Annotated in this window: 19 protein-coding genes and 1 pseudogene; 10 read left to right on the forward strand and 10 right to left on the reverse strand. The window is 71.7% G+C overall.

From position 1 onward, the window contains the following. The first annotated feature begins 119 nt into the window (after positions 1-119). Positions 120-929, forward strand: coding sequence for an RNA methyltransferase (locus tag HHX30_RS31945; RefSeq protein ID WP_169986649.1), 810 nt, complete (start codon positions 120-122; stop codon positions 927-929). On the opposite strand, the gene HHX30_RS31950 is transcribed toward HHX30_RS31945, so the two are convergent. The 5 genes from HHX30_RS31950 to HHX30_RS31970 all read right to left on the reverse strand — a co-directional run bounded on the left by HHX30_RS31950 (position 916) and on the right by HHX30_RS31970 (position 8,061). Further along, positions 916-1,818 carry a D-alanyl-D-alanine carboxypeptidase family protein gene (locus tag HHX30_RS31950; RefSeq protein WP_169986651.1) on the reverse strand — a complete coding sequence of 301 codons (903 nt, stop codon included), beginning with the start codon at positions 1,816-1,818 and terminating at the stop codon, positions 916-918. The two genes, HHX30_RS31945 and HHX30_RS31950, sit on opposite strands and share 14 nt — an antisense overlap. Positions 1,819-1,822: 4 nt before the next feature. Beyond that, positions 1,823-2,317 carry a VTT domain-containing protein gene (locus HHX30_RS31955; RefSeq protein ID WP_311922958.1) on the reverse strand — a complete coding sequence of 165 codons (495 nt, stop codon included), beginning with the start codon at positions 2,315-2,317 and terminating at the stop codon, positions 1,823-1,825. 221 nt (positions 2,318-2,538) lie between these two features. Beyond that, complete coding sequence (locus HHX30_RS31960) at positions 2,539-5,904, reverse strand: AfsR/SARP family transcriptional regulator (RefSeq protein ID WP_169986655.1); 3,366 nt, start codon at positions 5,902-5,904, stop codon at positions 2,539-2,541. A gap of 191 nt (positions 5,905-6,095) precedes the next feature. Continuing rightward, complete coding sequence (locus tag HHX30_RS31965; RefSeq protein WP_169986657.1) at positions 6,096-7,175, reverse strand: lysylphosphatidylglycerol synthase domain-containing protein; 1,080 nt, start codon at positions 7,173-7,175, stop codon at positions 6,096-6,098. Positions 7,176-7,263: 88 nt separating this feature from the next. Further along, complete coding sequence (locus HHX30_RS31970) at positions 7,264-8,061, reverse strand: PIG-L deacetylase family protein (protein WP_169986659.1); 798 nt, start codon at positions 8,059-8,061, stop codon at positions 7,264-7,266. 162 nt (positions 8,062-8,223) lie between these two features. Here HHX30_RS31970 and HHX30_RS31975 point away from each other — a divergent pair, with 162 nt between their 5' ends. Continuing rightward, positions 8,224-9,333 carry a glycosyltransferase family 4 protein gene (locus HHX30_RS31975; RefSeq protein ID WP_169986661.1) on the forward strand — a complete coding sequence of 370 codons (1,110 nt, stop codon included), beginning with the start codon at positions 8,224-8,226 and terminating at the stop codon, positions 9,331-9,333. A 279-nt stretch (positions 9,334-9,612) separates the two neighbouring features. Here the strand turns inward: HHX30_RS31975 and cysS are convergent, their stop codons facing one another. After that, positions 9,613-10,968: a cysteine--tRNA ligase gene (gene cysS, locus HHX30_RS31980; RefSeq protein ID WP_169986663.1), complete on the reverse strand. Its 1,356-nt coding sequence runs from the start codon at positions 10,966-10,968 to the stop codon at positions 9,613-9,615. A 126-nt stretch (positions 10,969-11,094) separates the two neighbouring features. On the opposite strand from cysS, the gene HHX30_RS31985 reads away from it, so the two are divergent. Next, on the forward strand, positions 11,095-11,838 hold the full coding sequence (locus HHX30_RS31985; protein WP_169986665.1) for a DUF427 domain-containing protein: 744 nt from the start codon (positions 11,095-11,097) through the stop codon (positions 11,836-11,838). A gap of 159 nt (positions 11,839-11,997) precedes the next feature. Here HHX30_RS31985 and HHX30_RS31990 read toward each other — a convergent pair whose 3' ends face one another. Then, entirely contained in the window at positions 11,998-12,285 is a 288-nt protein-coding gene (locus HHX30_RS31990) for a hypothetical protein (protein WP_079315904.1), read from the reverse strand. 241 nt (positions 12,286-12,526) lie between these two features. Between HHX30_RS31990 and HHX30_RS31995 the strand changes: the two genes are divergently transcribed. From HHX30_RS31995 to HHX30_RS43845, 6 genes and pseudogenes are all read left to right on the forward strand, one after another. Then, positions 12,527-14,005: an XRE family transcriptional regulator gene (locus HHX30_RS31995; protein WP_169986667.1), complete on the forward strand. Its 1,479-nt coding sequence runs from the start codon at positions 12,527-12,529 to the stop codon at positions 14,003-14,005. 8 nt (positions 14,006-14,013) lie between these two features. Further along, a complete protein-coding gene (locus tag HHX30_RS32000; RefSeq protein ID WP_169986669.1) occupies positions 14,014-14,937 on the forward strand; it encodes a phosphotransferase enzyme family protein in 924 nt (307 codons plus the stop codon). Positions 14,938-15,148: 211 nt separating this feature from the next. Beyond that, entirely contained in the window at positions 15,149-15,352 is a 204-nt protein-coding gene (locus HHX30_RS32005; protein WP_030511616.1) for a cold-shock protein, read from the forward strand. A gap of 136 nt (positions 15,353-15,488) precedes the next feature. Further along, positions 15,489-17,159 (forward strand): alpha-amylase family protein, encoded by a 1,671-nt coding sequence (locus HHX30_RS32010; RefSeq protein ID WP_249350675.1) that lies wholly within the window; start codon positions 15,489-15,491, stop codon positions 17,157-17,159. A 92-nt stretch (positions 17,160-17,251) separates the two neighbouring features. Next, positions 17,252-17,836, forward strand: a complete 585-nt coding sequence (locus HHX30_RS32015; protein ID WP_169986672.1) for a DUF3995 domain-containing protein — start codon at positions 17,252-17,254, stop codon at positions 17,834-17,836. A 133-nt stretch (positions 17,837-17,969) separates the two neighbouring features. Further along, positions 17,970-18,407: pseudogene (locus HHX30_RS43845) on the forward strand (DUF998 domain-containing protein); the annotation flags it as partial. A 135-nt stretch (positions 18,408-18,542) separates the two neighbouring features. Here the strand turns inward: HHX30_RS43845 and HHX30_RS32025 are convergent. After that, on the reverse strand, positions 18,543-19,919 hold the full coding sequence (locus HHX30_RS32025) for an NAD(P)/FAD-dependent oxidoreductase (RefSeq protein WP_169986674.1): 1,377 nt from the start codon (positions 19,917-19,919) through the stop codon (positions 18,543-18,545). 98 nt (positions 19,920-20,017) lie between these two features. Then, a complete protein-coding gene (locus HHX30_RS32030) occupies positions 20,018-20,995 on the reverse strand; it encodes a malate dehydrogenase (protein WP_169986676.1) in 978 nt (325 codons plus the stop codon). A 298-nt stretch (positions 20,996-21,293) separates the two neighbouring features. On the opposite strand from HHX30_RS32030, the gene HHX30_RS32035 reads away from it, so the two are divergent. Continuing rightward, entirely contained in the window at positions 21,294-23,147 is a 1,854-nt protein-coding gene (locus tag HHX30_RS32035) for a glycoside hydrolase family 6 protein (RefSeq protein ID WP_169986678.1), read from the forward strand. 71 nt (positions 23,148-23,218) lie between these two features. Here HHX30_RS32035 and HHX30_RS32040 read toward each other — a convergent pair whose 3' ends face one another. Continuing rightward, positions 23,219-23,395 (reverse strand): hypothetical protein, encoded by a 177-nt coding sequence (locus HHX30_RS32040; protein ID WP_169986612.1) that lies wholly within the window; start codon positions 23,393-23,395, stop codon positions 23,219-23,221. Positions 23,396-23,431 lie beyond the last annotated feature (36 nt).

Raw genomic sequence — 23,431 nt, forward strand, 5'->3', positions numbered from 1 at the left:
CCACGGTGCCCTCTCCGGTATCCACTGGCCGTAACAGGTTTACGGAACGATACTGGCAAAAGCGACAACATGCGCCTGATGCGTGCGGGAGGGTCCGGCGCAGGCCGTACCCTTGGCCCGTGGTCATCCCGGTCGAGGACGCCGCCGATCCGCGCCTGGCGGACTATGTGCGGTTGCGCGACGTCGATCTGCGCAAGAGCGTCGAGAGCGAGCGCGGTCTGTTCGTCGCCGAAGGCGAGAAGGTCATCAGGCGGGCGATCGGCGCGGGCCATCCGGTGCGCTCGGTGCTGACCACGGCCAAGTGGCTCGACGTGCTCGCCGACGTCATCGGGGAGGCCTCCGTCTACCTGGTCTCCGACGAGGTGATGGAGGGAGTCACCGGTTTCCAGGTCCACCGGGGCGCGCTCGCCGCGATGGAGCGCACCCCGCTTCCGCCGATCGGTGAACTCCTCGCGGACGCGGGGCCGAGGATCCTCGTCCTGGAGGACCTCGTCGACCACGGCAACGTCGGGGCGATCTTCCGCTGCGCGGCGGCGCTCGGCGTCGGCGCGATCGTCCTGTCGCCGCGCTGCGCCGACCCCCTCTACCGGAGGGCCGTCAAGGTGTCGATGGGGGCGGTGTTCGCGATCCCGTACGCCCGGATGACCGACTGGCACGGCGGCCTGGCGGAGATCAGGACGGCCGGGTTCCGCCTGCTGGCGCTCACACCGGACCAGTCGGCCGTGCCGCTCGACAAGGCCCCGCTGTCCGGCCGGGTCGCGCTGATGCTCGGCTCGGAGGGCGACGGGCTGTCGTCCCACTGGCTGCACGAGGCCGACCAGCCCGTGTGCATCCCGATGAGCACGCGGGCGATGGACCTCGGCGTCGACTCCCTGAACGTGGTGGCCGCCGCGGCCATCGCCTGCCACGGCCTGCTCAGGGGAGCGTGACCCCCGCCCCCGCGACCGCTTCCTCGCCGGCTCCCTCACCGGCTCCCTCGGTGGCTCCCTCGGTGGCCCAGTCGAGCAGCTTGCGCGCGGTGGCGAACCTGGCCTTGTCACTGCGCTCGCCCAGCACGACCCCCACGTACGTGCGCCCGTCCCGGACGGCGGCGAACGACAGGCAGTAGCCCGCCTGGTTGGTGAAGCCGGTCTTCAGTCCCACCGCGCCGTCGTCGAGCAGGTCGTTGGTGTTGCGCCACACGTGCCCCCGGTGGAGGGCCGACTTCCGGACCACCCGCGTGGGCGTCCTGGCGATGGCCGCGATCACGGGGTCGCGCAGCGCGGCCATGGTCAGCGCCGCCTGGTCGCGGGCCGTGGAGTACCCCTTCGACGGCAGCCCGTCGGGGTTGGCGTAGCGGGTGTCGCGCAGTCCGAGGCCGCGTGCCGCGTCGTTCATCTTGGCGACGAACTTCGCCGTCCCCGGGCCGTACCGCTCGGCGAGGGCGTGGGCGGCGTCCGCCCCCGAGGGGAGCATGAGCCCGTAGAGCAGGTCACGCACCGTGAGCCGCTCGCCCGCCCGCAGCCCCGCCGTCGTGGCCCCGCCGGACAGCGCGTGCCTCACATCGGCCTTGGTGATGGTCACCACGTCGTCCAGCCGGGCCTGCCGCCGGACCACGTAGGCGGTCATGACCTTGGTCAGGCTCGCGACCGGCACCCGGCGCGTCTCGCGCTTGGCGAACTGGACCGTTCCCTCCGTGGTGTCCACCAGATAGGCCTCCCGGGCCGTGACCGACGGCCCCCGGCCGGACGCGGCGTCCGTCGTGGCGCGTGCGGGCGCGGCGGCGGTCCCTGCCGTGACGAGGGCGGCGGCCAGCGCGATGAGTACCCCGTTACGCATCCCGTCATGATCGCACGGCTTCGGACGCGGCGGGTGCGTCGCCGCTCCGGCCCCTCCTGCGGCGGCGCCGTACGAGGAGGGCGACGGCCACGGCCACGACGGCGGCGACGGCGGCGGCCAGCGCGGGCGACCGGGCCGCGAGCGACAGCCAGGCCCACAGGAGCGAGTAGAGGCCGAACGAGGTCACCGGCACCCAGGTCAGGCAGCCGAGGGCGCTGGCCACCAGGTACCAGCGGTAGTCCACCCGCAGCGCCCCGGCCACCCACGGCAGCGTGTGCCGGAGGCCCGGCACCCAGAAGCAGCCGTACACGGCGAGCGCGCCCCACCGGCGCACCACGTTCTCCACGCGCTCGATCCGCTCCCGGCCGATCCTGCGGCCGACGCGCGAGCGGTAGAGCGCCTCGCCGAGCCTGCGGCCGACCCAGTAGTACACCTGGAACGCGCCGAAGAGGGCGACCGCGCCGACCGTGACTACCAGCCACAGTGGCAGGCCGAACACGGAGGCCGCCGTAGGGTCAGGGATCCGCACGTGCTCTCACCGCCGGTCGTCGCCATTGATTAGGCAAGCCTCACCTTAACGCCCCCGGTCGCGCCGTTTGCAAGCGGATGTCAACCGGTGGTCAATCCGTCCGCCGTACACATGAGGGGACGAGAGGCGACGGGTTCGCGATGTCACAGGGGCCTTCGCGGACTCTGCCTCCCATCCACACGGCCTCTCATTCAGACGCCCGCGAGAGCCTCGCGGGCCTCGGTGACCCAGCGGGGGACGCCCACCCGCTCGGCCACCGCCAGCGCCTTCTCGTAGTGGTCGCGGGCCGGCAGATTGAGCCGTACGGCGAGGTCGCCGAGCGTCCTGGCCACCGGCCACAGGGCGACGACGCCGGTGCCGGCCCCGGCGATCCGGTCGCGGAACGGCGCCAGCTTCTCGTACGCCTCCCGCATCCGGTCCTCGTCGTCCAGGAGCATCCCGGCGAGGGCCCGCCAGATGAGGGCGAGCTCGTAGAGGAAGTCGGTGCGGACCGGTTCCCTGCTCGCGGCCACCACCCGCGCGTCCCGGGCGTGGCCGGCCGAGGCGAGCGCCACGGCGTAGGCGTCGAGGGTCCACTTGGCGCCGCGCTGGTGGGCCTCGCCCAGCGGCTCGGTCATCTCGGCGGCCCGGCCGTCCACCAGGTGCAGGCAGAACGTGGCGATCAGCGGCAGGTCCTGGCGGCCTTCGAGCATGCCGGCCCGTGCGGTCAGCCGCGCGGCGTTCCGGTAGGCCCGCTCGGCCCCGGCGTAGTCACCGGTGATCATCAGGCGCTGCCCGGCGTACCACGCGCCGACGGCCGCGGGGGCGGGCAGGTCGTACCGCCGCCCGAGGCTTTCGGCCTGGGCGAGGTGCTCGTCGGCCTCGGCGAAGTCGCCGCGGGCCGCCGCGCACTCCAGCAGCACCAGGTGCGCCAGCGTCTGCACCGCGATCTGGCCCGACTCCGACCCGACCCGCAGCAGCTCACGGCCGATGATCTCGCGCTCGTCGACCTGCGTCAGCGTGTACGACTGCCGCAGCCGGCCGCTCAGCGCCATCGCCAGCAGGGCGGGGTCGCCGCTCGCCCTGGCCAGCTCCTCGGCCTCCAGCGACGCCTGGTAGCCGCGCTCGGTGGCCGACCCCTCCAGCTCCAGGGCCAGCGTGGCGAGCAGGCTGGCCCGCAGGGACTGCTCGCCCTCCGGCAGCGCGACGAGCGCCTTCTCGGTGACGTCGACGATCTCCCAGGCCGTGCGCGTGAAGTCGCGGGCGATGCCCTTGTGCGGCACCGCGAGCGCCGCCGCGACCCGGGCGGTCAGCTCCAGGTCGCCGAGCGGCAGCGCGACGGACATCGCCTCCCCCCGGTGCGCGCGGGCGGCGGTCATGTCCCCGCACAGCGCCAGCGCCCTGATCAGCCGGAGCTGGAGCTCTAGCCGGTCGCGTACCGGCCCCCGGTCCGCGTGGGCACGGCCCGTGTGAGCACGGCTTGTTCGAGCACGGTCGAAGGCGGCGATGGCCTGCTGCCAGAGCGTGGCCGCCTCGCGGTGGGCGAACCTGCGCTCGGCCTGCTCGGCCGCCAGCCCCGCGTACCGCACGGCTTGCGCCGCCGTCTCCACCGTGCCCGCCGCGTCGTAGTGGTGGGCCAGCGCGGCCACGTCGTTCGGGCTGCGCTGCTCGATCACCGAGGCCACCGCCGCGTGCAGGCGCGAACGGCGCAGCCGTGAGGCGTCGGAATAGAGCGTGTCCCTGACCAGGTCGTGGTCGAACCTCAGCAGGCCGGGCCCCGGCTCGGTCACCAGCCCGGCCAGCAGCGCCGCCTCCACCGCGTCCACCACGGCGTCCTCGTCGCCGGACACGTCGACCAGCACGTCGACGTCCACGTCCCGGCCGATCACGGCGGCCTGCAGCAGCACCTGCTGGGCCCGCTCCGGCAGCCGGGCGATCCGCCGCCGCAACACGTCGCGCACGCCCGAGGGCACCTCGGAGATGTCGGCTTCGGCCTCGAACAGCCGGGCCGTCTCCTTGACGAAGAACGGGTTGCCCCCGGCCCGCTCGACGATCGTGCTGACGACCTCGTCGTCGACCTCGCGCACGCAGGTCGCCCGGACGAGTTCCGCCACGGCGGCGTCGTCGAGGCCGCCGAGCCCGACGCGTACGGGGTCGAGGCGGGCCAGCGCGGCCAGCACGTCCTGCTGCTGGTCGTTCAGCTCGCCGTCCCGGCAGGTCACCACGATCAGCACGCGGCTGGCCGCGAGCAGGCTCGGCAGCGCGCGCAGCAGCGCCAGCGTCTGGTCGTCGGCCCAGTGCAGGTCCTCGACGAGGATCAGCAGCGGCGCCTCGCGCGCCACGGCCGACAGGTAGCCGCCGACGGCCCGGTGCAGCCGGAAGCCGCCCGACGCCTCGTCGTCGGCGGTGTCGGGGGCGGCGTCGTCGAGCAGCGGCGCCAGCAGCGCGGCGTACTCGCCCGCGCCCCTGCGGGCCACGAGGGCGCGCAGCACCTCGACCCAGGCCCAGCCGGGCGGGGTCGCCGTGCTGTCGGGGCAGCCGCCGGTCGCTCCGATCCAGCCCTCGTGCTCCAGCCGTTCGAACAGCCGCCGCACCAGCGTCGTCTTCCCCGCGCCGGGATCGCCGCTGATGACGGCGACGGTGAACCGGCCCCCCTGGGCGCGCGGCGCGGCGGCGGCGAGCGCGGCCAGCTCGGCGTCGCGGCCGACGAACGGCTCGGGCTCCAGCGGCGGCGCGTCGCCGGTCGCGACCGGTCTCGGGGGCCAGGTGGCGCTGATCTCGACGGGCCGCCGGGGCGCGGGGAGCACGAGGTCGAGCCCGGGGTCCTGGGCGAGGATGTCCGACTCCAGCTTGCGCAGCGCCGGACCGGGGTCGATGCCGAGCTCGTCGGACAGGATCGTGCGGGCCCGGCGCAGCGCGGCGAGCGCGTCGCCCTGCCGCCCGCACCGGTACAGGCCGAGGGCGAGCAGCCGCCAGCCCTCCTCGCGCAGGGCGTGCTCGGTGGTCAGCGCCTCGAGATCGGGCACGGTCTCGGCGTGCAGGCCCATCCGCAGCCCGGCGTCGGCGTGCCGCTCCCTGGCCACCAGGCGCAGCTCGCTGAGCCGCGCCACCTCCGCCTCCGCCCAGGGCTGGTCGGCGAAGTCCGAGTAGGGCGTGCCGTGCCACAGCGCGAGCGCCGCGTCCAGCCGGGCCCGCGCGGCCTGCGGGCTCTCGTCCAGCCGCTCCCCTGCCGAGCGGACCATGGCCTCGAAGCTCAGCGCGTCCACCTGTTCGGGGGCGGCGCGCAGGGCGTACCCCGACGCGACGGTCACGAGCAGCCGGTTGGGCCCGCCACGCGGGCGGTTCGGCTCCAGCACCCGGCGCAGCCGGGAGATGTAGACCTGTAACCCCGACTGGGCGCCCTTGCCGGCGTCGTCGTCCCACAGGTCGAACAGCAGGGTGTCCACGGGCACGACCTGACCACGCGCCACGAGCAGGCGGGCCAGCACCGCGCGCTGCCGCAGCCCGCCGAGGTCGAGCTCGTCGGTGTCGTCGTGCGCCCCCACCGGCCCGAGGACCCGGAACGTCACCGGGCTCATCGGGCGCTCCTCCGCTGTCGTGCGCCGTGCCCGCAGGCCGGCGCAGGTTGCCGTCGTGTCTCGGGTTGGCGTCGCATGTCAGGCGCCACCGTATGCGCGTCCGCGAAGCGGGCACAAGGTTTTAACCGACCCGGACACCCTCACCTTCCCGCCCGTGAGTTTAGAAGATCACGAGGAGGTTCCGCAGGCAGTCAGGGGACGCGCGTGCGGCGCGGAGAGGGCGCCGGACCGGCGCCCTCGGCGCGGGCGTCCCGCCGGCGCAGCAGCGCCCATCCGCCGAGCGCGAGCCCGCCCCACGGGATCTCGATGGTGTAGGTCCAGAAGCCGAACAGCACGGCCGCGGCGGTGGCCCCGCCGGCGGGCTGGCCGAACGCCCCGATCAGCAGCGTGGCGACGCCGCCCTCCATGATCCCCGCCCCGCTGGGCGTGACGAGGGCGGTGGTGAGGACGCGGCTCAGCGCGAAGACCGCGACGGTCTCGGCGGGTCCCGGGTACGAGCCGGTGGCCACCAGGCAGGCGGCCATGATCAGGCACTGGAGGACGAGGAAGGCGACCATCCCGAGCGACAGGCCCGCCCACCGGCTGTGGATGATGTCGGCCGTGTCCCGGCGCAGCCGTTCGATCGCCGCCGACGCGGCGTGCTCCGCCGGGCGGAACCGCCGGGGCGCGAGCCGTACGAGCCCGTCCAGGGCGCGGCCGAGCACGGCGGCGGCGCGGTCCCAGTAGAGGGCGGCGGCCACCACGGCCACCAGCGCGAGTATCGACACCGCGCCGGCCCAGCCCGCCTTGGCGACCGTGGGGTTGGTGGCCTTGCCCGCGATCAGCAGGCCCAGGATCCCCACGGCGGGCAGGATGAAGCGGAACAGCGAGTTCCAGATGCCGGTGACCAGCGTGTAGACGACGATCGGCCGGTTGGCGAAGCCCCAGCCGCGGGTCATGCCGAACGTCAGGGCCACGCCCGCCGCCCCGCCGAACGGCAGCAGGTTGCTGACCGCGCTCCCGGCCGCGTTGAGCGTGAGCGCCTGCGTGTGCGTGAGGCCGGGCAGCGCGGAGGTCATCACGAACGTGTACGCCCACAGGCTCGCCAGCCACAAGGCGCTCATCAGCGCGATCGTGTGCCACCCGAGACCGCCGAACTGGTGGCCGATCTCCCGCCAGCTCACGGTGGCGCCGGTCAGCGCGTGCACGATCTGCGGGAGGTAGAGCACGAGCGCCCCGGCCAGCCCGAGCGACACCGCGGACAGCGCGATCTGCAGCCACTTCCTGTTCACCCGCGTATGCCCCCAGTCCGGTGTCGGTCCTTCCCAGTCTGCCGGTCCGTGTGGGCTGTCGGCTCCTCCTGACGGAGGATCACCACCCCTAGGGGTTGTCGAAGGGATGCCGCAGGCGGGTACCCCGGGGCAGGCCGCGGCGCACGTACCACTCGGTGCCGAAGACGTAGCGGTAGGCGAATCCGGGGATCTTCAGCATCGCGCCCAGCGTGCGGTCGCCGTCGCCGCCGGTGGCCTGGCTGGCGTGGGCCGCCATCGCCGCCCGCTTGGCCTTGGCGTGTCCGCGTACGTTCACCCGGTGGGTGATCGCGTCCCGGGGCGAGTAGGCCCGTTCGAAGCTCCGCACGTCGATCGCCGGGTAGAACCGGGAGGCCAGCCGTACGCCCTTGAGCAGCAGGTCGCGGTCGACCGTCGCCTCCAGCACGATGGGCGTCCCGGCGATCTCGGCGGCCCGGCCGCCCACCCGGTAGACCTGCACGTGGTCGGGGTGGCCGTAGCCGCCCGCCGGGTCGTAGATCGTGAGCAGGTCGGCCGTCTCCTCCTTGAGCACCGAGGCCAGCCGCTGGGCCGCCTCCTCGATGTCGGCGTCGATGAACGCGTTGTCCGGCCGGTCGTCGGCCACGCCGCCGTCGATCGCCAGGCCGGAGTCGCCGTAGCCGAGCAGCACGACCCGGGCGCAGCCCAGGGCCGCGGCCGAGCGGTGCAGTTCCTCCATCCGGGCTCTGCCCAGTTCCTCGCCGTGGGGGAGATCGGCGAGGCCGCGCTCGCCCGCCGTGGCGACGACGAGCACCACGCGGTGCCCCTCGTTCGCCAGCATGGCCATGGTCCCGGCGGTCAGCAGCGCCTCGTCGTCGGGATGGGCGTGGAAGAACACCGCCGTCCTCATCGCGCCCCACGGAACGTCGTCATCGCGTGCTCCACTCGTCTGCGCCACCGCGGCTGCCGTGGCGGCCGGTTCCCGACATGATCCCACGTGGTCCGGCCCGGGCCGCGCCGCCCTCCCCGCGAGCGGTTTGATGGGCGTGGCGCACTCTGCCAGGCTGACCCGGTGAGGATTCTTCACGTCAGCGACTGCTACCTGCCGCGGCTCGGGGGAATCGAGGTGCAGGTCGCCGACCTCGTCAGGGCCCAGCGAGAGGCGGGCCACACGGTCGAGGTGGTGACGGCGACGCCGGGGGAGCGGCTGCCCGGCGTGCACCGCGTGGTCGCGAACCTCCCGTTCGACCTGCCGGTCCATCCGCGGGGCACGGCCCACCTGCTCCGGCTCATGACGAGCGGGCGGTTCGACGTGGTGCACGTCCACACGGGGGCGGTCTCGCCGTTCGCGTGGATGGGGGTGCGCGCGGCGGTCCGGGCCGGCCTCCCGGTGGTCGCGACCGTGCACAGCATGTGGGATCCGGTCACCCGGGGCGTGTACCGGGCGCTGCAGGCGGCCTTCGAGTGGCGGCGCTGGGGCCTGGTCCTCACCGCTGTGAGCGAGGCCGCCGCGCGCCCCATCCGCGCCGTGGCCGGGCCGCGCGTGCCGGTGCAGGTCGTCTCCAACGGGCTGGACGTGACCTCGTGGCGGCCCGAGCCCGGCCCCGTACGGGCCGCCGGGGACGAGACGGTGAACGAGACGGTGCATGTGGTGGCGGTGGGCAGGCTGGCGCCGCGCAAGCAGCCGTTGCGCCTGCTCAAGCTGCTGGAGGCGGCGCGCGACAGGGTGCCGGGGAACGTCGCGATGCGCGCGACGATCGTGGGCGACGGCCCGGCCCGCGGGCGCATGGAGCGCTACCTGCGGGCGCGCCGGATGGGGTGGGTGGCACTCCCCGGCAGGTACAGCCGGGAGCAGATCAAGGATTTGCTGGCCGAGGCAGACGTGTTCGTGGCCCCGGCGCCGCGCGAGTCGTTCGGGCTGGCCGCGCTGGAGGCCCGCGCGGCCGGCGTGCCGGTCGTTGCGCGGGCGCAGAGCGGCGTGGCCGACTTCGTCAGGCCGGGCAAGGAGGGCCTGCTGGGCCGCACGTTCGACGACCTCGTCGCCTCGGTCGTACGGCTGGCCCGGGACCCCGGCCTGCGTCAGTCGATCGCCGAGCACAACCGGGAGACCGAGCCGGTCCGGTGCTCCTGGCCCGCCGTGCTGGAGGGCTTCGCCCGCTGCTACGAGCTGGCCGGGAGCTGACCCGGGCCACCGGCCGTCTAGTAGGGGAGGACCCTTCCCGAGGGGGTGCGCAGGTCGATCGGGGCGGGAGTTCTCGGTGGCCGCGGTCGCGGCACGATCTGCACCTTCTTCATCGGGGCCCTCCTTTCGGCGGTGTCCGTCAGCTGGTGCCGTCATGATTCCCACGAATTGGCCAGAATTATCCTCCGGACGTCAGTTCTTGTTCTTGCAACGTGCGCTCCTCGGTCACCCGGACGTGGGACCGCCCGGCGGCGCCGTACCCGGCCGGGCGACCAAGATCTATCTGATAAGCGCGGGGTGCTCGATTTGGCGTCGTTTGGCGAGCGCCATCTCAATGTGCTGCTCCATGATCCGCGCGCGTTCGTGATCTCCCTGCCGGGCGCTGGCGGCGGCGAGATTACGGACCACCCGGAGTACGGCCCCCGCGACCTCCTGCAGATGCGTTTCCCGATGCCAGGTATCGCTGAGCGGATCGAGGCCGAGGACATTCAGCATGGCCCGGACCGACCGGCATTTGCCGGCCGCCCCTTCGCGATCCCCGGCGGTCAGCGCGGCGTTGCCCTCGGCCACCTCGCCGTGGACGGCCGCCAGGGCCTGCGACACGTTCAGGTCGTTGTCCATCGCCTCGATGAACTGCTGGGGAAGGGGCGCGGCGGCGTCGGCGCCCACCCGCAGCACGAACCTCTCGACGCGCCGGTAGGCCGCCGCCGCCTCGTCCAGGGCGTCCGGGCTGAATTCCATCGGCGACCGGTAATGGGCCGCCGCCAGGTAATAGCGGAGTTCGACCGGCCGTACGCGGTCGAGCAGGGCCGGGACGGCCAGCGGGTTGCGCGGGTGTTTGCGTATCTTCTCGCCCCGGTGCGTGACCGGGCCGTTGTGCAGCCAGAAACGCGCGAAGGAATCCCCGGCGGCCCGCGACTGCGCCATCTCGTTCTCGTGGTGCGGAAATATGAGATTGGCTCCTCCACCGTGGATGTCGAATTCCGCGCCCAGATACCTGCGGGCCATCGCGGAACATTCCAGATGCCACCCCGGGCGCCCCTCGCCCCAGGGTGAGCTCCACACCGGCTCACCGGACTTCGCGCTCTTCCACAGTGCGAAATCGCGCGGGTCCCGTTTTCCCCGCTCGTTTTCCTCGGCCGCCCGCAGGCGCTCGGCCTGCTGCCGGGAAAGGGACCCGTAGTTCGGGTAGGAGCCGACCGAGAAATACACGTCGCCGTCGGACTCGTAGGCGTGCCCGGACGCGACGAGCTGCTCGACCATCTCGATCATCTCGGGGATGTGTCCCGTCGCCCGCGGCTCCACGCTGGGCGGAAGGCATCCCAGAGTGGTGTACGTACGGACGAAGGCCCGGTGGACGGGACCGGTGATCCGCCACCAGGGGACCCCCTCGGCGATGGACCTGTGAATTATCTTGTCCTCGATGTCGGTGACGTTCCGGCAGAGCAGGACCTCATATCCGCTGAATTTCAGCCAGCGGTGCAGAATGTCGAAATTGACCTGCGATCTGAGCTGTCCCACATGGGGCGGCACGACGACGGTGGGACCGCAGAGATAAATCGACACCATTCCGGGAATTCGAGGGACGAAATCGCGGACGGCGCGGCGATGCGTATCGTAAAGGCGAAGACCCACCTAGCCGAGGGTAAGCGACCTGTTCGCTCGCTGTCGATAGCGCGGGCCGACCCGGGCCCGCACACCCGGAAATGGCGATTGTGAGGCCGGGGAATAAGGACGATCCGCCCCTTGGTTGGCGCAGGCATGGAGCCGACGAAACGGGGCCGCGTCCGGGTGGAGACGACGGCCAAGCGCGTGCGTGTCTACGCCGAGGGCCGCGCGGTGGCCGACACCACCCGGGCCCTGCTGGTCTGGGAGGTCCCCTACTACCCGACGTACTACTTCCCGGCGGACGACGTCCGCGTGGAGGAGTTGAAGGCCGCCGGAGAGACGCGGCACTCGCCCAGCAGGGGAGACGCGGTGGTCCACGACGTGGCCGGCCGGCCCGGCGCGGCCCTCGTGTACGGGGACGACGCCCCGCTGGAGGAGATCCGGGGCCACGTCCGCTTCGACTGGAACGCGATGGACAACTGGTTCGAGGAGGACGAGGAGGTCTTCGTCCACGCCCGCGACCCGTACACCCGGGTGGACGTCCTGGCCAGCTCGCGCCACGTCCGGGTGGAGGTGAACGGCGTCACCGTCGCCGACTCGCGCAGCCCGCGCATCCTGTTCGAGACCGGCCTGCCGCCGCGCTACTACCTGCCCAAGACCGATGTGCGGCTCGACCTGCTGCGCCCGTCCGAGACCGTGACCCACTGCCCGTACAAGGGCCGCGCGGTGTACTGGTCGGTCGGCGAGGACGAGTCGGGCAGGGACCTGGTCTGGTCGTATCCCACTCCGCTCCCGGAGTCGCAGAAGATCGGCGGACTGGTCGCCTTCTACGACGAGAAGGTGGACGTGTACGTCGACGGCGTCCTCCAGGACCGCCCGAAGTCGAAGTTCGCCTGACCCTCGCCGTGCCGGTCAGCCGTGCCGGTCAGCCGTGCAGGTCGAACGCGCACCGGATCTCGCCGACGGTGAGGCATCATCGGCCGAGGTCCACCTCTCGTGGGAGGTCCTTGTTCCTGGGGACCTTCGTCAAGCGCGCGGTGCACGCCGGGGCCAGCGTCAGCGGCGGATGACGTGGAGGACGCTGGCGATGCGCTCGGCGGCGGTGACCACGTCGGAGGCGTGCCCGATCCGGCCGGCCCACGACAGCCAGTACCACCACTCGCCGTCGCTGGCGTTGGACGCCAGCACGTCCTCGGCCATCGTGGGCTCCATGGGATTGATGACACGCAGTCGCGGATAGAGACCGGCCGGCGCTGTCAGGCGCACCTGGAAGGAGTGGGCCTCGAGCTGGGCGGCGAGCCGCTCCAGGTGGTCCATCGCCTCGCTGCGGTCTACCGTCGTCATCCTCAGCCTCCGGGGAACGTCAGGACCTATCACCGGAAAGGGTGAACCCGCAACGACCTACCGGCAATCGTGCGGATTCCCCGAAACCGTGCAATAACCAGGGAACTCACCGGGATTCCGTGGAACACACACGGGTTCACGAACACGAAGGCATAACAGTCGCGGGAGGTTGTGTGCCTGCGCGTTTACCGTGGGGAAACAACCGTAAACGGGGACCGCTTCACCAGTGGAGGGCGTGCACATGGCCCGCGGAGAGCACTCACCCGCTTGCGCGCGTCGCTGGCGCGAACAGGCACAGGTACGACAGTGGACGCTCTGGCAGACCGTCCAGGCGATCCACGGGTGCTGCGGCGTCAGCCTGCTGAAGGCCCACCGGCTCGGCCGCGGGTGGTCGGCCCGGCAGGCCATCGAGGAGCTGGAGCACCTGTGTGAGCAGCAGAGCCTCGGTCACCCGCGGGCGAGCATCGACCTGCTGAACGCCTGGGAGAACAACCGGGCCCGTCCGCGTCCCCAGACCATCGACCTGCTGGCCCGGCTCTACCGGGCCAACGCCGTACGGCTCGGCCTGGCCGCCGACTACTGCGAGGACGCGGGCGGACAGAAGATCGTCGTGGTCGGGCCCGGCCAGGCCGGCGAGCAGTCCCGGGCCGAGGACCCGGCCCCCGACGACGCGGAGCGCCGGGCGCTGTTCCACCAGGCGATGCTGATGGGCACGCCCAACGGCCGGTTCTTCGCGGAGGTCGAGGGCCTGCGCCACGACCTCGACCGCACGCTGGCCACGGGCACGGTGAACGAGGACCAGCTCGACCGGCTGGACGAGCAGGTGTTGCGCTACCGCAGGGAGTACATGACGACCCCGCCGACGCCGATGCTCTGCCGGGTCATGCTGGAGATCTCCGACGTGCGCCGGCTGAGCTCCGCCCGCCAGCCGTCGTCGGTGCAGCGCCGCCTGCTCACCGCGACCACGATGCTCACGCTGCTCGCCGCCGACGCGCTGATGAAGCTGGGCGACACCCGCCAGGCCCACGCGTGGTACGGCACCGCCCGCGCCGCCTCCGACGACGTGGGCGACCTGCGGCTGCGGGCGCTGGTGCGGGCCCAGCAGACCATGCTCCTGTACTACTACGGCGACCTGAACGAGACCGTACGGCTGGCCCGCGAGGCGCGGATGCTGGCCGGCTCCGCGCCCAGCTCGCCCGCGGCGCTGGCGGCGGCGGCCGAGGCCCGCGCGCTCGCCAGGATGGGGGACGGCAAGGCCGCCAGGATCGCGCTCGCCGAGGCGGAGCAGATCTTCGCCCGCATGCGCGGCATGAGCCAGGACGACCTGGCCTTCGTCTTCACGGAAAAGCGGATGAAGTTCTACCGCACCGGCACGCTGATCGAGCTGGGGGACGCCCAGCAGGTGCAGGGCATCGACGGGTTCCCTCCCGGCTTCCAGACCATCGACCCGGCGCTGATCCTGCTCGACCAGGCGAGCCACCTGGCCAGGAACGGCGACCACGAGGAGGCCTGCCGGATCGCCGCGGACGCGCTGCGGCAGGTCCCCGCCGAGCACCGCACCTCGATCGTCGTCACGCGGGCCAGGGCCCTGCTGGCGGACGCCGACCCCGCGTTGCCCGCCGTACGGCGTCTGCGGCGGGTGCTGGCGGAGTCGACGCCCACGCTCGCCCTCAGCGGGCTGTTCCCCGCGACGGACTCCCCTGCCGCCGAGAACGCGTGAAAACCGCCATGAGGACGATGGAGCCGGCGCCGCTGGCCGAGGAGGCGTTCAGGGTCCTGCGCGAGGTCTGCGCGACGATCGGGGTGGACGCGCGGGGCGCGCAGCTCCTGCGGCTGCGCAGCAACGCGGTCTTCAAGCTGCGCGCGGACGCGCGCCGCGGGGAGATGGTGGTGCGGATCGCGACCGCGCCGGACGCGCTGACCCGGTTGCCGGTGGTCGTGGCGGTCGCCCGCTGGCTCGCCGACCGGGGCTTTCCGACCGTGCGGCCGGCCGACGAGATCGCCGACCAGCCGATCGTGCACGGCGGCCGGGCGGTCACCTTCTGGCGGTACGTCCCCTCCCGTGGCCGCCCGACGACCCGGCAGCTCGGCCGGGTGCTGCGCAGCCTGCACCGGGAGCCGGTGCCGCCGGTGGGGCTGCGGACGCTCACCGACCCGCTCGCGGAGGTGCGGCACGCGGTGGAGCACCGGGCCGAGGTGCTCACCGCCGGCCAGCGGTCATGGCTGAGCGACCGCATCGAGGAGCTCACCGGGCGCTGGCGCGCCCTCGACACCGGCTCGCCGGTGCTGCTGCACGGCGACGCCTGGATCGACAACCTGCTGCGGTGCCAGGACGGGCACGTGGTGCTGTGCGACTGGGACGGCGTGGCCGTCGGCCCGCGCGAGTGGGACCTGGTGCACACCTACCACGGGCAGCGCCGCTTCGGCCTGTCGACGGCCGACGTGGACGAGTTCGCCCGCGCGTACGGCTCGGACCTGCGGCTGTGGCCCGGCTACGGCACGCTGATGGAGGTGCGGGACATGTACGCCGTGGGCATCCACATCCGTAACGCCTCCGGCGACCCGTTCTCCCGGCAGGAGCTGCCCCGGCGGCTCGACTCGCTCACGCGCGGTGACGGGCACGCGCGGTGGTATATGGCGGCACCGGCATAGCTCCGGGTAATCGTGGGTACTCTCCGGACAGGCTGCGAGTGTCGCAGTGGACAATTCCTGAAAACATGGTTTGTAAAAAGCGCACCCGGGTCATCCCGGCGGCGGATATGCGCGCGCTTCCAGCGTCTCACGCGGTCGCGCAACGATTCCGCTACGCAGCCTCATGCTCTCGACCTGGGAACATGGTGTGGCTTCCAAGAAGGAGAAGCAGTTGTCTGAAGGCACTGTCAAGTGGTTCAACGCCGAAAAGGGCTTCGGTTTCATCGCTCCGGACGACGGCACCGCTGACGTGTTCGTTCATTATTCGGCGATCACCTCGAACGGTTACCGGACGCTGGACCAGAACCAGCGAGTCAGCTACGTGACCGTTCAGGGCAACAAGGGACCGCAGGCCGAACAGGTCACGCCGCTCTAGGACGTGACTCACGGTGACACAGCGGTCGTGACCGGCCGCGCCGGCGGTACCACGTCGGCCCGCGCCGCTGCGGCGGCGCGGGCCCGATGTTTTGCCGTTCTTTTACCGGGCATCGGGAACGGTCATGAGACTGAGCATGACCTCCGATCTGTGGTGGAAGAACGCGGTCGTGTACTGCCTCGACATCGAGACGTTCGCCGATGGCAACGGCGACGGGATCGGTGACTTCAGAGGGGCGATCCAGCGCATCGACCATCTGGACCGGATGGGCGTGACGTGCATCTGGCTGATGCCGTTCTTCCCGACGCCCGACAAGGACGACGGCTACGACATCACCGACTTCTACAACGTCGACCCGCGCCTGGGCACGCTCGGCGACTTCGTCGAGTTCATGCGCGTGGCCAGGGACCGCGGCATCAGGGTCATCGCCGATCTCGTGGTCAACCACACCTCCGACCAGCATCCCTGGTTCAAGGACGCGCGTTCCAGCCGGGACTCCCGCTACCGGGACTGGTACATCTGGTCGGACAAGCCGGAGCCCGACGATCCCGGCGGCATCGTCTTCCCCGACGAGGAGGACAGCCTCTGGGAGTACGACGAGAAGACCGAGCAGTACTACTTCCACCGGTTCTACCGGTTCCAGCCCGACCTGAACACCGCCAACCACGAGGTGCAGGACGAGATCTCCCGGATCCTCGGCTTCTGGATGGAGCTGGGCCTGTCGGGCTTCCGGGTGGACGCCGTGCCGTTCCTCATCGAGCAGGTCACCGACAGCGACGACCTGCCCGACCCGCACGAGTTCTTCGCCTGCCTGCGGGCCTTCCTCAGCCGCCGCGACGGCAGCGCCATCCTCCTCGGCGAGGTGAACCTGCCGTACGACGACCTGGTGCGGTACTTCGGCAACGATCTCGGCGACGAGATCACCATGTGCTTCGACTTCATCACCATGCAGCGGACGTACCTGTCGCTGGCCCGCCAGGACGCCGGTCCGCTGGCCGCCGCCCTGCGCGAGCGGCCGGCCCCGCCCAAGGACTCGCAGTGGGCGACGTTCGTCCGCAACCACGACGAGCTCACGCTCGACAAGCTGAACGACGCCGAGCGTGAGGAGGTCTTCGCGGCCTTCGGCCCGGACAAGGACATGCAGTTGTTCGGCCGGGGCCTGCGGCGACGCGTGCCCACCATGCTGGGCGGCGACATGGACCGGATCAAGATGGTCTACAGCCTGCTGTTCTCCCTGCCGGGCACCCCGGTGCTCTTCTACGGAGAGGAGATCGGCATGGGGGAGAACCTGGAGCTGGAGGGCCGCCAGGCCGTCCGCACGCCGATGCAGTGGACCCCCCACCGCAACGGCGGCTTCAGCGACGCCGACCCCTCCAAGGTGCGCATCCCCATGCCGACAGGGGACTACGGTCCCGAGAAGGTCAACGTCAGCGCGCAGGAGCGCGACCCCGACTCGCTGCTGTCCTGGATCACCCGGCTGATCCGGCACTACCGCGACTGCCCGGAGTTCGCGTGGGGCGACTACACGGTGCTCGACACCGGCGTGGACGCCGTGTTCGCCCACCGGGCCGACTGCGACGGCGAGACGGTCGTGGCCGTGCACAACCTCGGTGAGACCGAGGCGGAGGTGGAGATCACGCTGGACGGGCTCGACTCGTCCAAGGTGCTGACCGACCTTCTGGTGGACGGCACGGTCGAGATCTCCGGCGACGGCCGGGCCCGCTTCCCCATGGGCCGGTACGGCTGCCGCTGGTTCCGCGCGTCCACCCCCGAGACCGCCCCCGCGGATTCCGCCGACGTCTCCTAGGCCGGCGGCCGGGTGTTCTCAGCTGTGTCTCAGGGCCGGTTCGGCATTCTGATCTCCGGGCCATGAGCGCATTCGGGGGAAATGTGGCAGCTGTGGAGCACGTGCGGGATGTGGCGGCGAACAGGGTCAGGATCAGCATCGTGCTCGGTGCGTGGGCCCTGTTCTACAGCGCTTATCGGGCTTACTACGCGCTGGGCGGGACCTTCGGCATGTTCGGCACGCCCCTGTCGCACCGGCAGTGGTTGCTGGTGAACGCGGCGGGGGCGGTCATCCTGCTGATCGCCGCGGTGGTGCCGGTGGCGACGCTGCCGCTGTGGCGGCACCCGTACGGGCGGCGCGGCCTGCAGGCCCTCTGCTGGGTGGTGGCGGTGGGCTGCGTCATGCACGCCCTGATCAACGTCATCCAGCGGGTGCTGAGCCTGGTCGGCCTGCTGCACATCGACCTTCCGTTCTGGGCGACGATCGACCGGCGCACGGCCGACCTTCAGGATCTGCTGTTCAACGAACCGTGGTTCCTGGTGGAGGGGCTGTTGTGGGGCTGGCTCGCGGTGGTGAGCCTGGGCACCGGCACGGCGCGGCGTCGATGGCTGACAAGCGCCGGGGTCGCGGTCGCCGTACTGACCGTGCTGGGCGTGCTGAGCGCGACCGGCGTGATCGGCACCTTCATCGTGATGTAGACCGGCTACCTAGGGGATCCCTCAGGGGTGGCTCGGGTGGATCTCCGATGGGCCGCCGCCGTCCCCGCGGCCAGGCTGAAGAGCCATGGGGACGGTCTTGGGATACGTGCTGGTTGCGGCCGGCGCCGCAGCGATGTTCGCGTTACACCTGGTGGCGGGGCTCGACCCGCTCACCGCGATGATCAGCGAGTACGCCTTCGCGCCGCACGGGTGGCTGCTGCCGGCCTCCCTGACGTCGATCGCCGCGGGCTCGGCGGTGCTCGCCGTACGGCTGGCGCGGCTGGACCGGCGTGCGGCGCTGCTGGTGGGCGTGTGGAGCGCCTGCCTGCTGCTGGTGGCCGGGTTCCCGACCGACCGGCCGGGCCTGTCGCTGTCGGTCTCGGGCGGCATTCACCGCTATGCCGCCTTCGCCGCCTTCATCAGTCTGCCTGTGGCCGGGTTACTCGTATGCCGCGCCACCCGTTCGCGTCCGGTACGGCTGCTGTGCGCCGTGGCGCTCGGTTCGCTGCTCCTCGTGGTCCTGCCGTACGCCTTCCGGATGCTGCACCTCGACCCCGGCATGGTGCCGGCCGGGCTCACCCAGCGCCTGACCGTCGTCTCCGAGGTGGCGGCGCTGGTGGCGATGGCGGCCAGTGCGGCGAGGGCGGCCAGTGCGGCGAGGGCGGCCAGTGCGGCGAGGGCGGGCAGTGCGGCGAGGGCGCCGGGCTCACAGGCCCGGCACCTGGCCGCCGAGCGTCTCGAGCGCGTCCTCGATGGTCCGGTGGAAGGCCGGATAGGCGAACATCATGTGCCGCAGCCGCGTCGTGGGGATCTCGTTCTGCACCGCCACCACCAGCGCGCCGAGCACCTCCCCGCCGGCCGGTCCGGCGCTCGTGGCGCCGACCAGCACGCCACGCCGCGCGTCCTCCACCAGCTTGACGAAGCCCTCGTGCCCGGCCCCGTGGATCCAGCCGCGGGCCGACTCGTCGACGTGGGCGAAGCCCACCCGTACGTCGAGCCCGGCCTCCCGGGCCTCCCGCTCGGTGAGGCCCACCGAGCCCACCTCCGGGTCGGTGAACGTGACCTGGGGCACCGCCCGGTAGTCGGCCGCCGGACCGCCCTCGCCGAGGATGTCGCGGGCCGCGATCCTGCCCTGGTAGACGGCGACGTGCGTGTAGGCTCCCCGGCCGGTCACGTCGCCCACCGCCCACACGCCGTCGGCGGCGCGCATCCGATCGTCCACGGCGACGAACCTGGCGCTCTCGTCGAGGCCGGCCTCTCCCGCGCCGATAGCGGCCAGGTCGGTCCTGCGGCCGGTGGCGACCAGTAGACGCGCGGCGCGGAGGGTCCGGCCGTCCTCAAGCGTCAGTGTGAAGCCGTCGTCGTCGTGCCGTACCCGCGCGGCCCCGACGCCGGTGTACGTCGCGAGGCCCTCACCGGCGAACACCCGGGCCAGCAGCACGCCCGCCTCGGGCTCCGCCTGTGGCAGCAGGCGGTCGGCGGCCTCCACGACCGACACCCGCGTGCCGAACCGGGCGAACACCTGGGCGAGTTCGCAGCCGACCGCCCCGCCGCCCAGCACGATCAGCGACTCGGGCGCCTGCCGGGCCGTGACGGCGTTGCGGTTCGTCCAGTACGGCGTGCCCTCCAGGCCGTCGATCGGGGGGACGTCGGGGCTGGTGCCGGTGGCGAGGACGATCCCGCGCCGGGCCCGCAGCACCCGGCCGTCCACGGTCACCTCCCGTGGCCCGGTGATCCGGCCGCGGCCCCGGACGAGGTGGACGCCCGCGCTCTCGAATTGCTCCGCCCTGGCGTCGTCGCTCCAGCCGTCCGTCGCCTCGCCGGTGATCCGGTCGATCACCGGGGCCCACTTCGGGGACACCCGGACCGAGCCGGCCATGCCGGGCACCCGCCGTGCCTCGGCCAGCAGCCCCGCGGCCCGCACCATCATCTTGGAGGGGACGCAGCCCCAGTAGGCGCATTCGCCCCCGATCAGGCGGGCCTCCACCCCGGCGACGCTGAGGCCGGCCTCCGCCAGCCGCCCCGCGACGCCCTCTCCGCCCGGTCCCAGGCCGAGCACCACCACGTCGTACATCCCGTCCATGCCCGTCAACTGCCCAGACGGAGCCGTAGCGCACGGGAAACCCGCGGAAAACGCGAGGGGCGGGCCGGTCGCCCGGCCCGCCCCTCGCGTGACAGCTCTCAGATCAGACCGAGCGCCCGCACCGCGTCCCGCTCCTCGACCAGCTCGCCGACCGAGGCGTCGATCCGCTCGCGCGAGAACGCGTCGATCTCCAGGCCCTGGACGATCTCCCAGCGGCCGTTCCTGGACACCACGGGGAAGGAGGAGATGAGGCCCTCCGGCACGCCGTACGAGCCGTCGGAGGGGATGGCGGCCGAGGTCCAGTCGCCCTCGGGCGTGCCGTTCACCCAGTCGTACACGTGGTCGATCGCCGCGTTGGCCGCGGACGCCGCCGAGGACGCGCCGCGCGCCTCGATGATGGCGGCGCCGCGCTTGGCGACGGTCGGGATGAAGGTGTCGCGCAGCCACTCCTGCTCGACCTGCTCGGCCGCGATCTTGCCGCCGACCTCGGCGTGGAAGAGGTCCGGGTACTGCGTGGCGGAGTGGTTGCCCCAGATCGTCATCTTCTTGATCTCGGCCACCGGCACGTTCAGCTTGCCCGCGAGCTGCGAGAGCGCGCGGTTGTGGTCGAGCCGGGTCATCGCGGTGAACCGCTCGGCCGGCACGTCGGGAGCCGCGGACTGCGCGATGAGCGCGTTGGTGTTGGCCGGGTTGCCCACGACCAGCACCCGGATGTCGTCGGCGGCGTGGTCGTTGATGGCCTTGCCCTGCGGGCCGAAGATGCCGCCGTTGGCCTCGAGGAGGTCGCCGCGCTCCATGCCCTTCGTGCGCGGGCGGGCGCCGACGAGCAGCGCGACGCTGGTGCCGTCGAAGGCCTTGGCCGGGTCGTCGGAGATCTCGATGCCGCGCAGCAGCGGGAACGCGCAGTCGTCGAGCTCCATCGCGGTGCCCTCGGCCGCCTTCACGGCCTGCGGAATCTCCAGAAGGCTGAGCTTCACCGGGGTGTCAGCCCCGAGGAGCTGGCCCGAGGCGACGCGGAAGAGCAGCGCGTAACCGATCTGGCCGGCCGCGCCGGTGACGGTCACTTTGACGGTCATGACGTTCCCCATTCGCGATTTGTGTGACTCACGGATGCTACCCGTCGGGCCTCGTCCCCTCGCATCGGCCCTCTGGCCATGCGTTTCACCTGCGAAATGGTGAAACTTTCACGAAACACGCAAGTGACTTCAGACGTAACACCATGACGGAACCCCTGCTCGGACGCGGGGCGCGCATCAGGTCGCGACCTCGCCGCCCGGCGGCCCTTGACGGGTCTCTGTACGGCGCCGGAGGTGGTGCCTATGGTTCGTGGGAGCGCTCCCAAGCGCAGCAATCATCGCCAGGAGGACCTTCCCAATGAGATCCACCCCCCGACCGGGAGCCGTGGGCTCCACGGTGCGCCGCGGCCTGGTCGCGGCGGCCGTGCTCGCCCTCGGCGCCACGGCGGCCGTCGCCACCGCCACCTCGGCGAGTGCCGCGGTCGCCTGCAAGGTCAACTACACCGCCAGTGAATGGCAGGGCGGCATGTCCGCCAACCTGACCATTCAGAACCTGGGTGACGCGCTCAACAACTGGACGCTCACCTTCACCTTCCCCAACAGCGGCCAGAAGGTCAGCCAGGGCTGGTCGGGCAACTGGAGCCAGTCGGGCAGCAACGTGACCGTGACCGCCATGGACTGGAACAAGTCCCTGGCCAGCGGCGCGTCGACGAGCATCGGCTTCAACGGGACCTGGAGCGGCAGCAACCCGGCGCCGACCAGCTTCAAGATCAACGGCGTCACCTGCAACGGCACCCAGCAGTCGCCGTCGGCGTCGCCGTCGGCGCCGGTGTCGCCGACGCCGCCGGTCTCGCCCTCCCCGCAGGTTTCCCCCTCTCCGCAGGTCTCCCCGTCCCCGCAGGTGTCGCCGTCGGCTTCTCCGTCGACCTCGCCGCCGCCGCCCGGGACCCATGTGGACAACCCGTACGTCGGCGCCACGGGGTACGTGAACCCCGACTGGTCGGCGAGCGCGGCCTCCGAGCCGGGCGGTTCGCGCGTGGCCAACATCTCCACGGCGGTCTGGCTGGACCGCATCGCCGCGATCACCTCCGGCTCGGCCGGCAACAACAGCAAGGGCCTGCGTGACCACCTCGATGAGGCGGTCAAGCAGGACGCGGCCAACGGCAGCACGCCTCTCACGATCCAGGTCGTCATCTACGACCTGCCGAACCGCGACTGCTCGGCGCTGGCCTCCAACGGCGAGCTGAAGATCGCACAGAACGGTCTCGCGCGGTACAAGACCGAGTACATCGACGTGATCGCCGGGATCATGGCGGACTCGAAGTACTCCAACCTCCGCATCGTGACGATCATCGAGCCCGACTCGCTGCCGAACCTGATCACCAACGTGAGCGCGTTCCAGGCGTGTCAGGAGGCCGAGTCCTCGGGCGCCTACGTCCAGGGTGTGCAGTACGCGCTGAACAAGCTGCACGCGATGAAGAACGTCTACACCTACGTGGACGCGGCGCACCACGCCTGGCTCGGCTGGGACAACAACTTCCAGCCGATGGTGAACCTCTTCCACCAGGTCGCCACCGGCACCACCGACGGCGTGAAGAGCATTGACGGTTTCATCGTGAACACCGCCAACTTCGGCGCGACGGTCGAGCCGTACTTCACCATCAACACCTCGGTGAACGGCCAGTCGGTGCGCCAGTCCAAGTGGGTCGACTGGAACTGGTACGTGGACGAGCAGTCCTTCGCGGTCGGTCTCCGCAACGCTCTGGTGGCGAAGGGCTTCCCGAACACGCTGGGCATGCTGATCGACACCTCCCGCAACGGCTGGGGCGGCTCGGCCCGGCCGACCGGGCCGAGCACGTCCACCAGCGTGGACACGTTCGTCAACCAGTCCCGTGTCGACCGCCGCATCCACGCCGGCAACTGGTGCAACCAGTCCGGCGCCGGTATGGGTGAGCGGCCGAAGGCGAACCCCGCCGCCGGTCTCGACGCCTACGTCTGGATCAAGCCTCCGGGTGAGTCCGACGGCTCCAGCTCCCAGATCCCGAACGACGAGGGCAAGGGCTTCGACCGGATGTGTGACCCGACCTACACGGGTAACTCGCTGAACGGCAACAACATGTCCGGTGCTCTCGGCGGAGCCCCGGTCTCGGGCCACTGGTTCTCGGCCCAGTTCCAGCAGCTCATGCAGAACGCCTACCCGCCCCTCTCGTAACACGAGGCGCGAGTGACAGCGGGCCCCGCCGCATCCGCGGCGGGGCCCGCCCCTTTTCGTCTACGGCCCGGTCAGGTGTAGTGACCCGACCTGCTGCTCCGGGTGAGCTTGAGCACGACCGACACGATCAGCGCGATCGCGCCGATGATCAGAACCCACTTCAGCGCGCCGAAGATGAGCCCGATGACGGAACCGAGAAGGAAGAACCCGACGATGACGGCTGCGGCGATGAGGAGAATGCGTCCCATACCTTCACCGTACGGGCCGCACTCCCCCCGCTCACA

The sequence above is a fragment of the Microbispora sp. H10836 genome, from assembly GCF_012999525.1.
In the GTDB taxonomy this organism is placed as follows: Bacteria; Actinomycetota; Actinomycetes; order Streptosporangiales; family Streptosporangiaceae; genus Microbispora.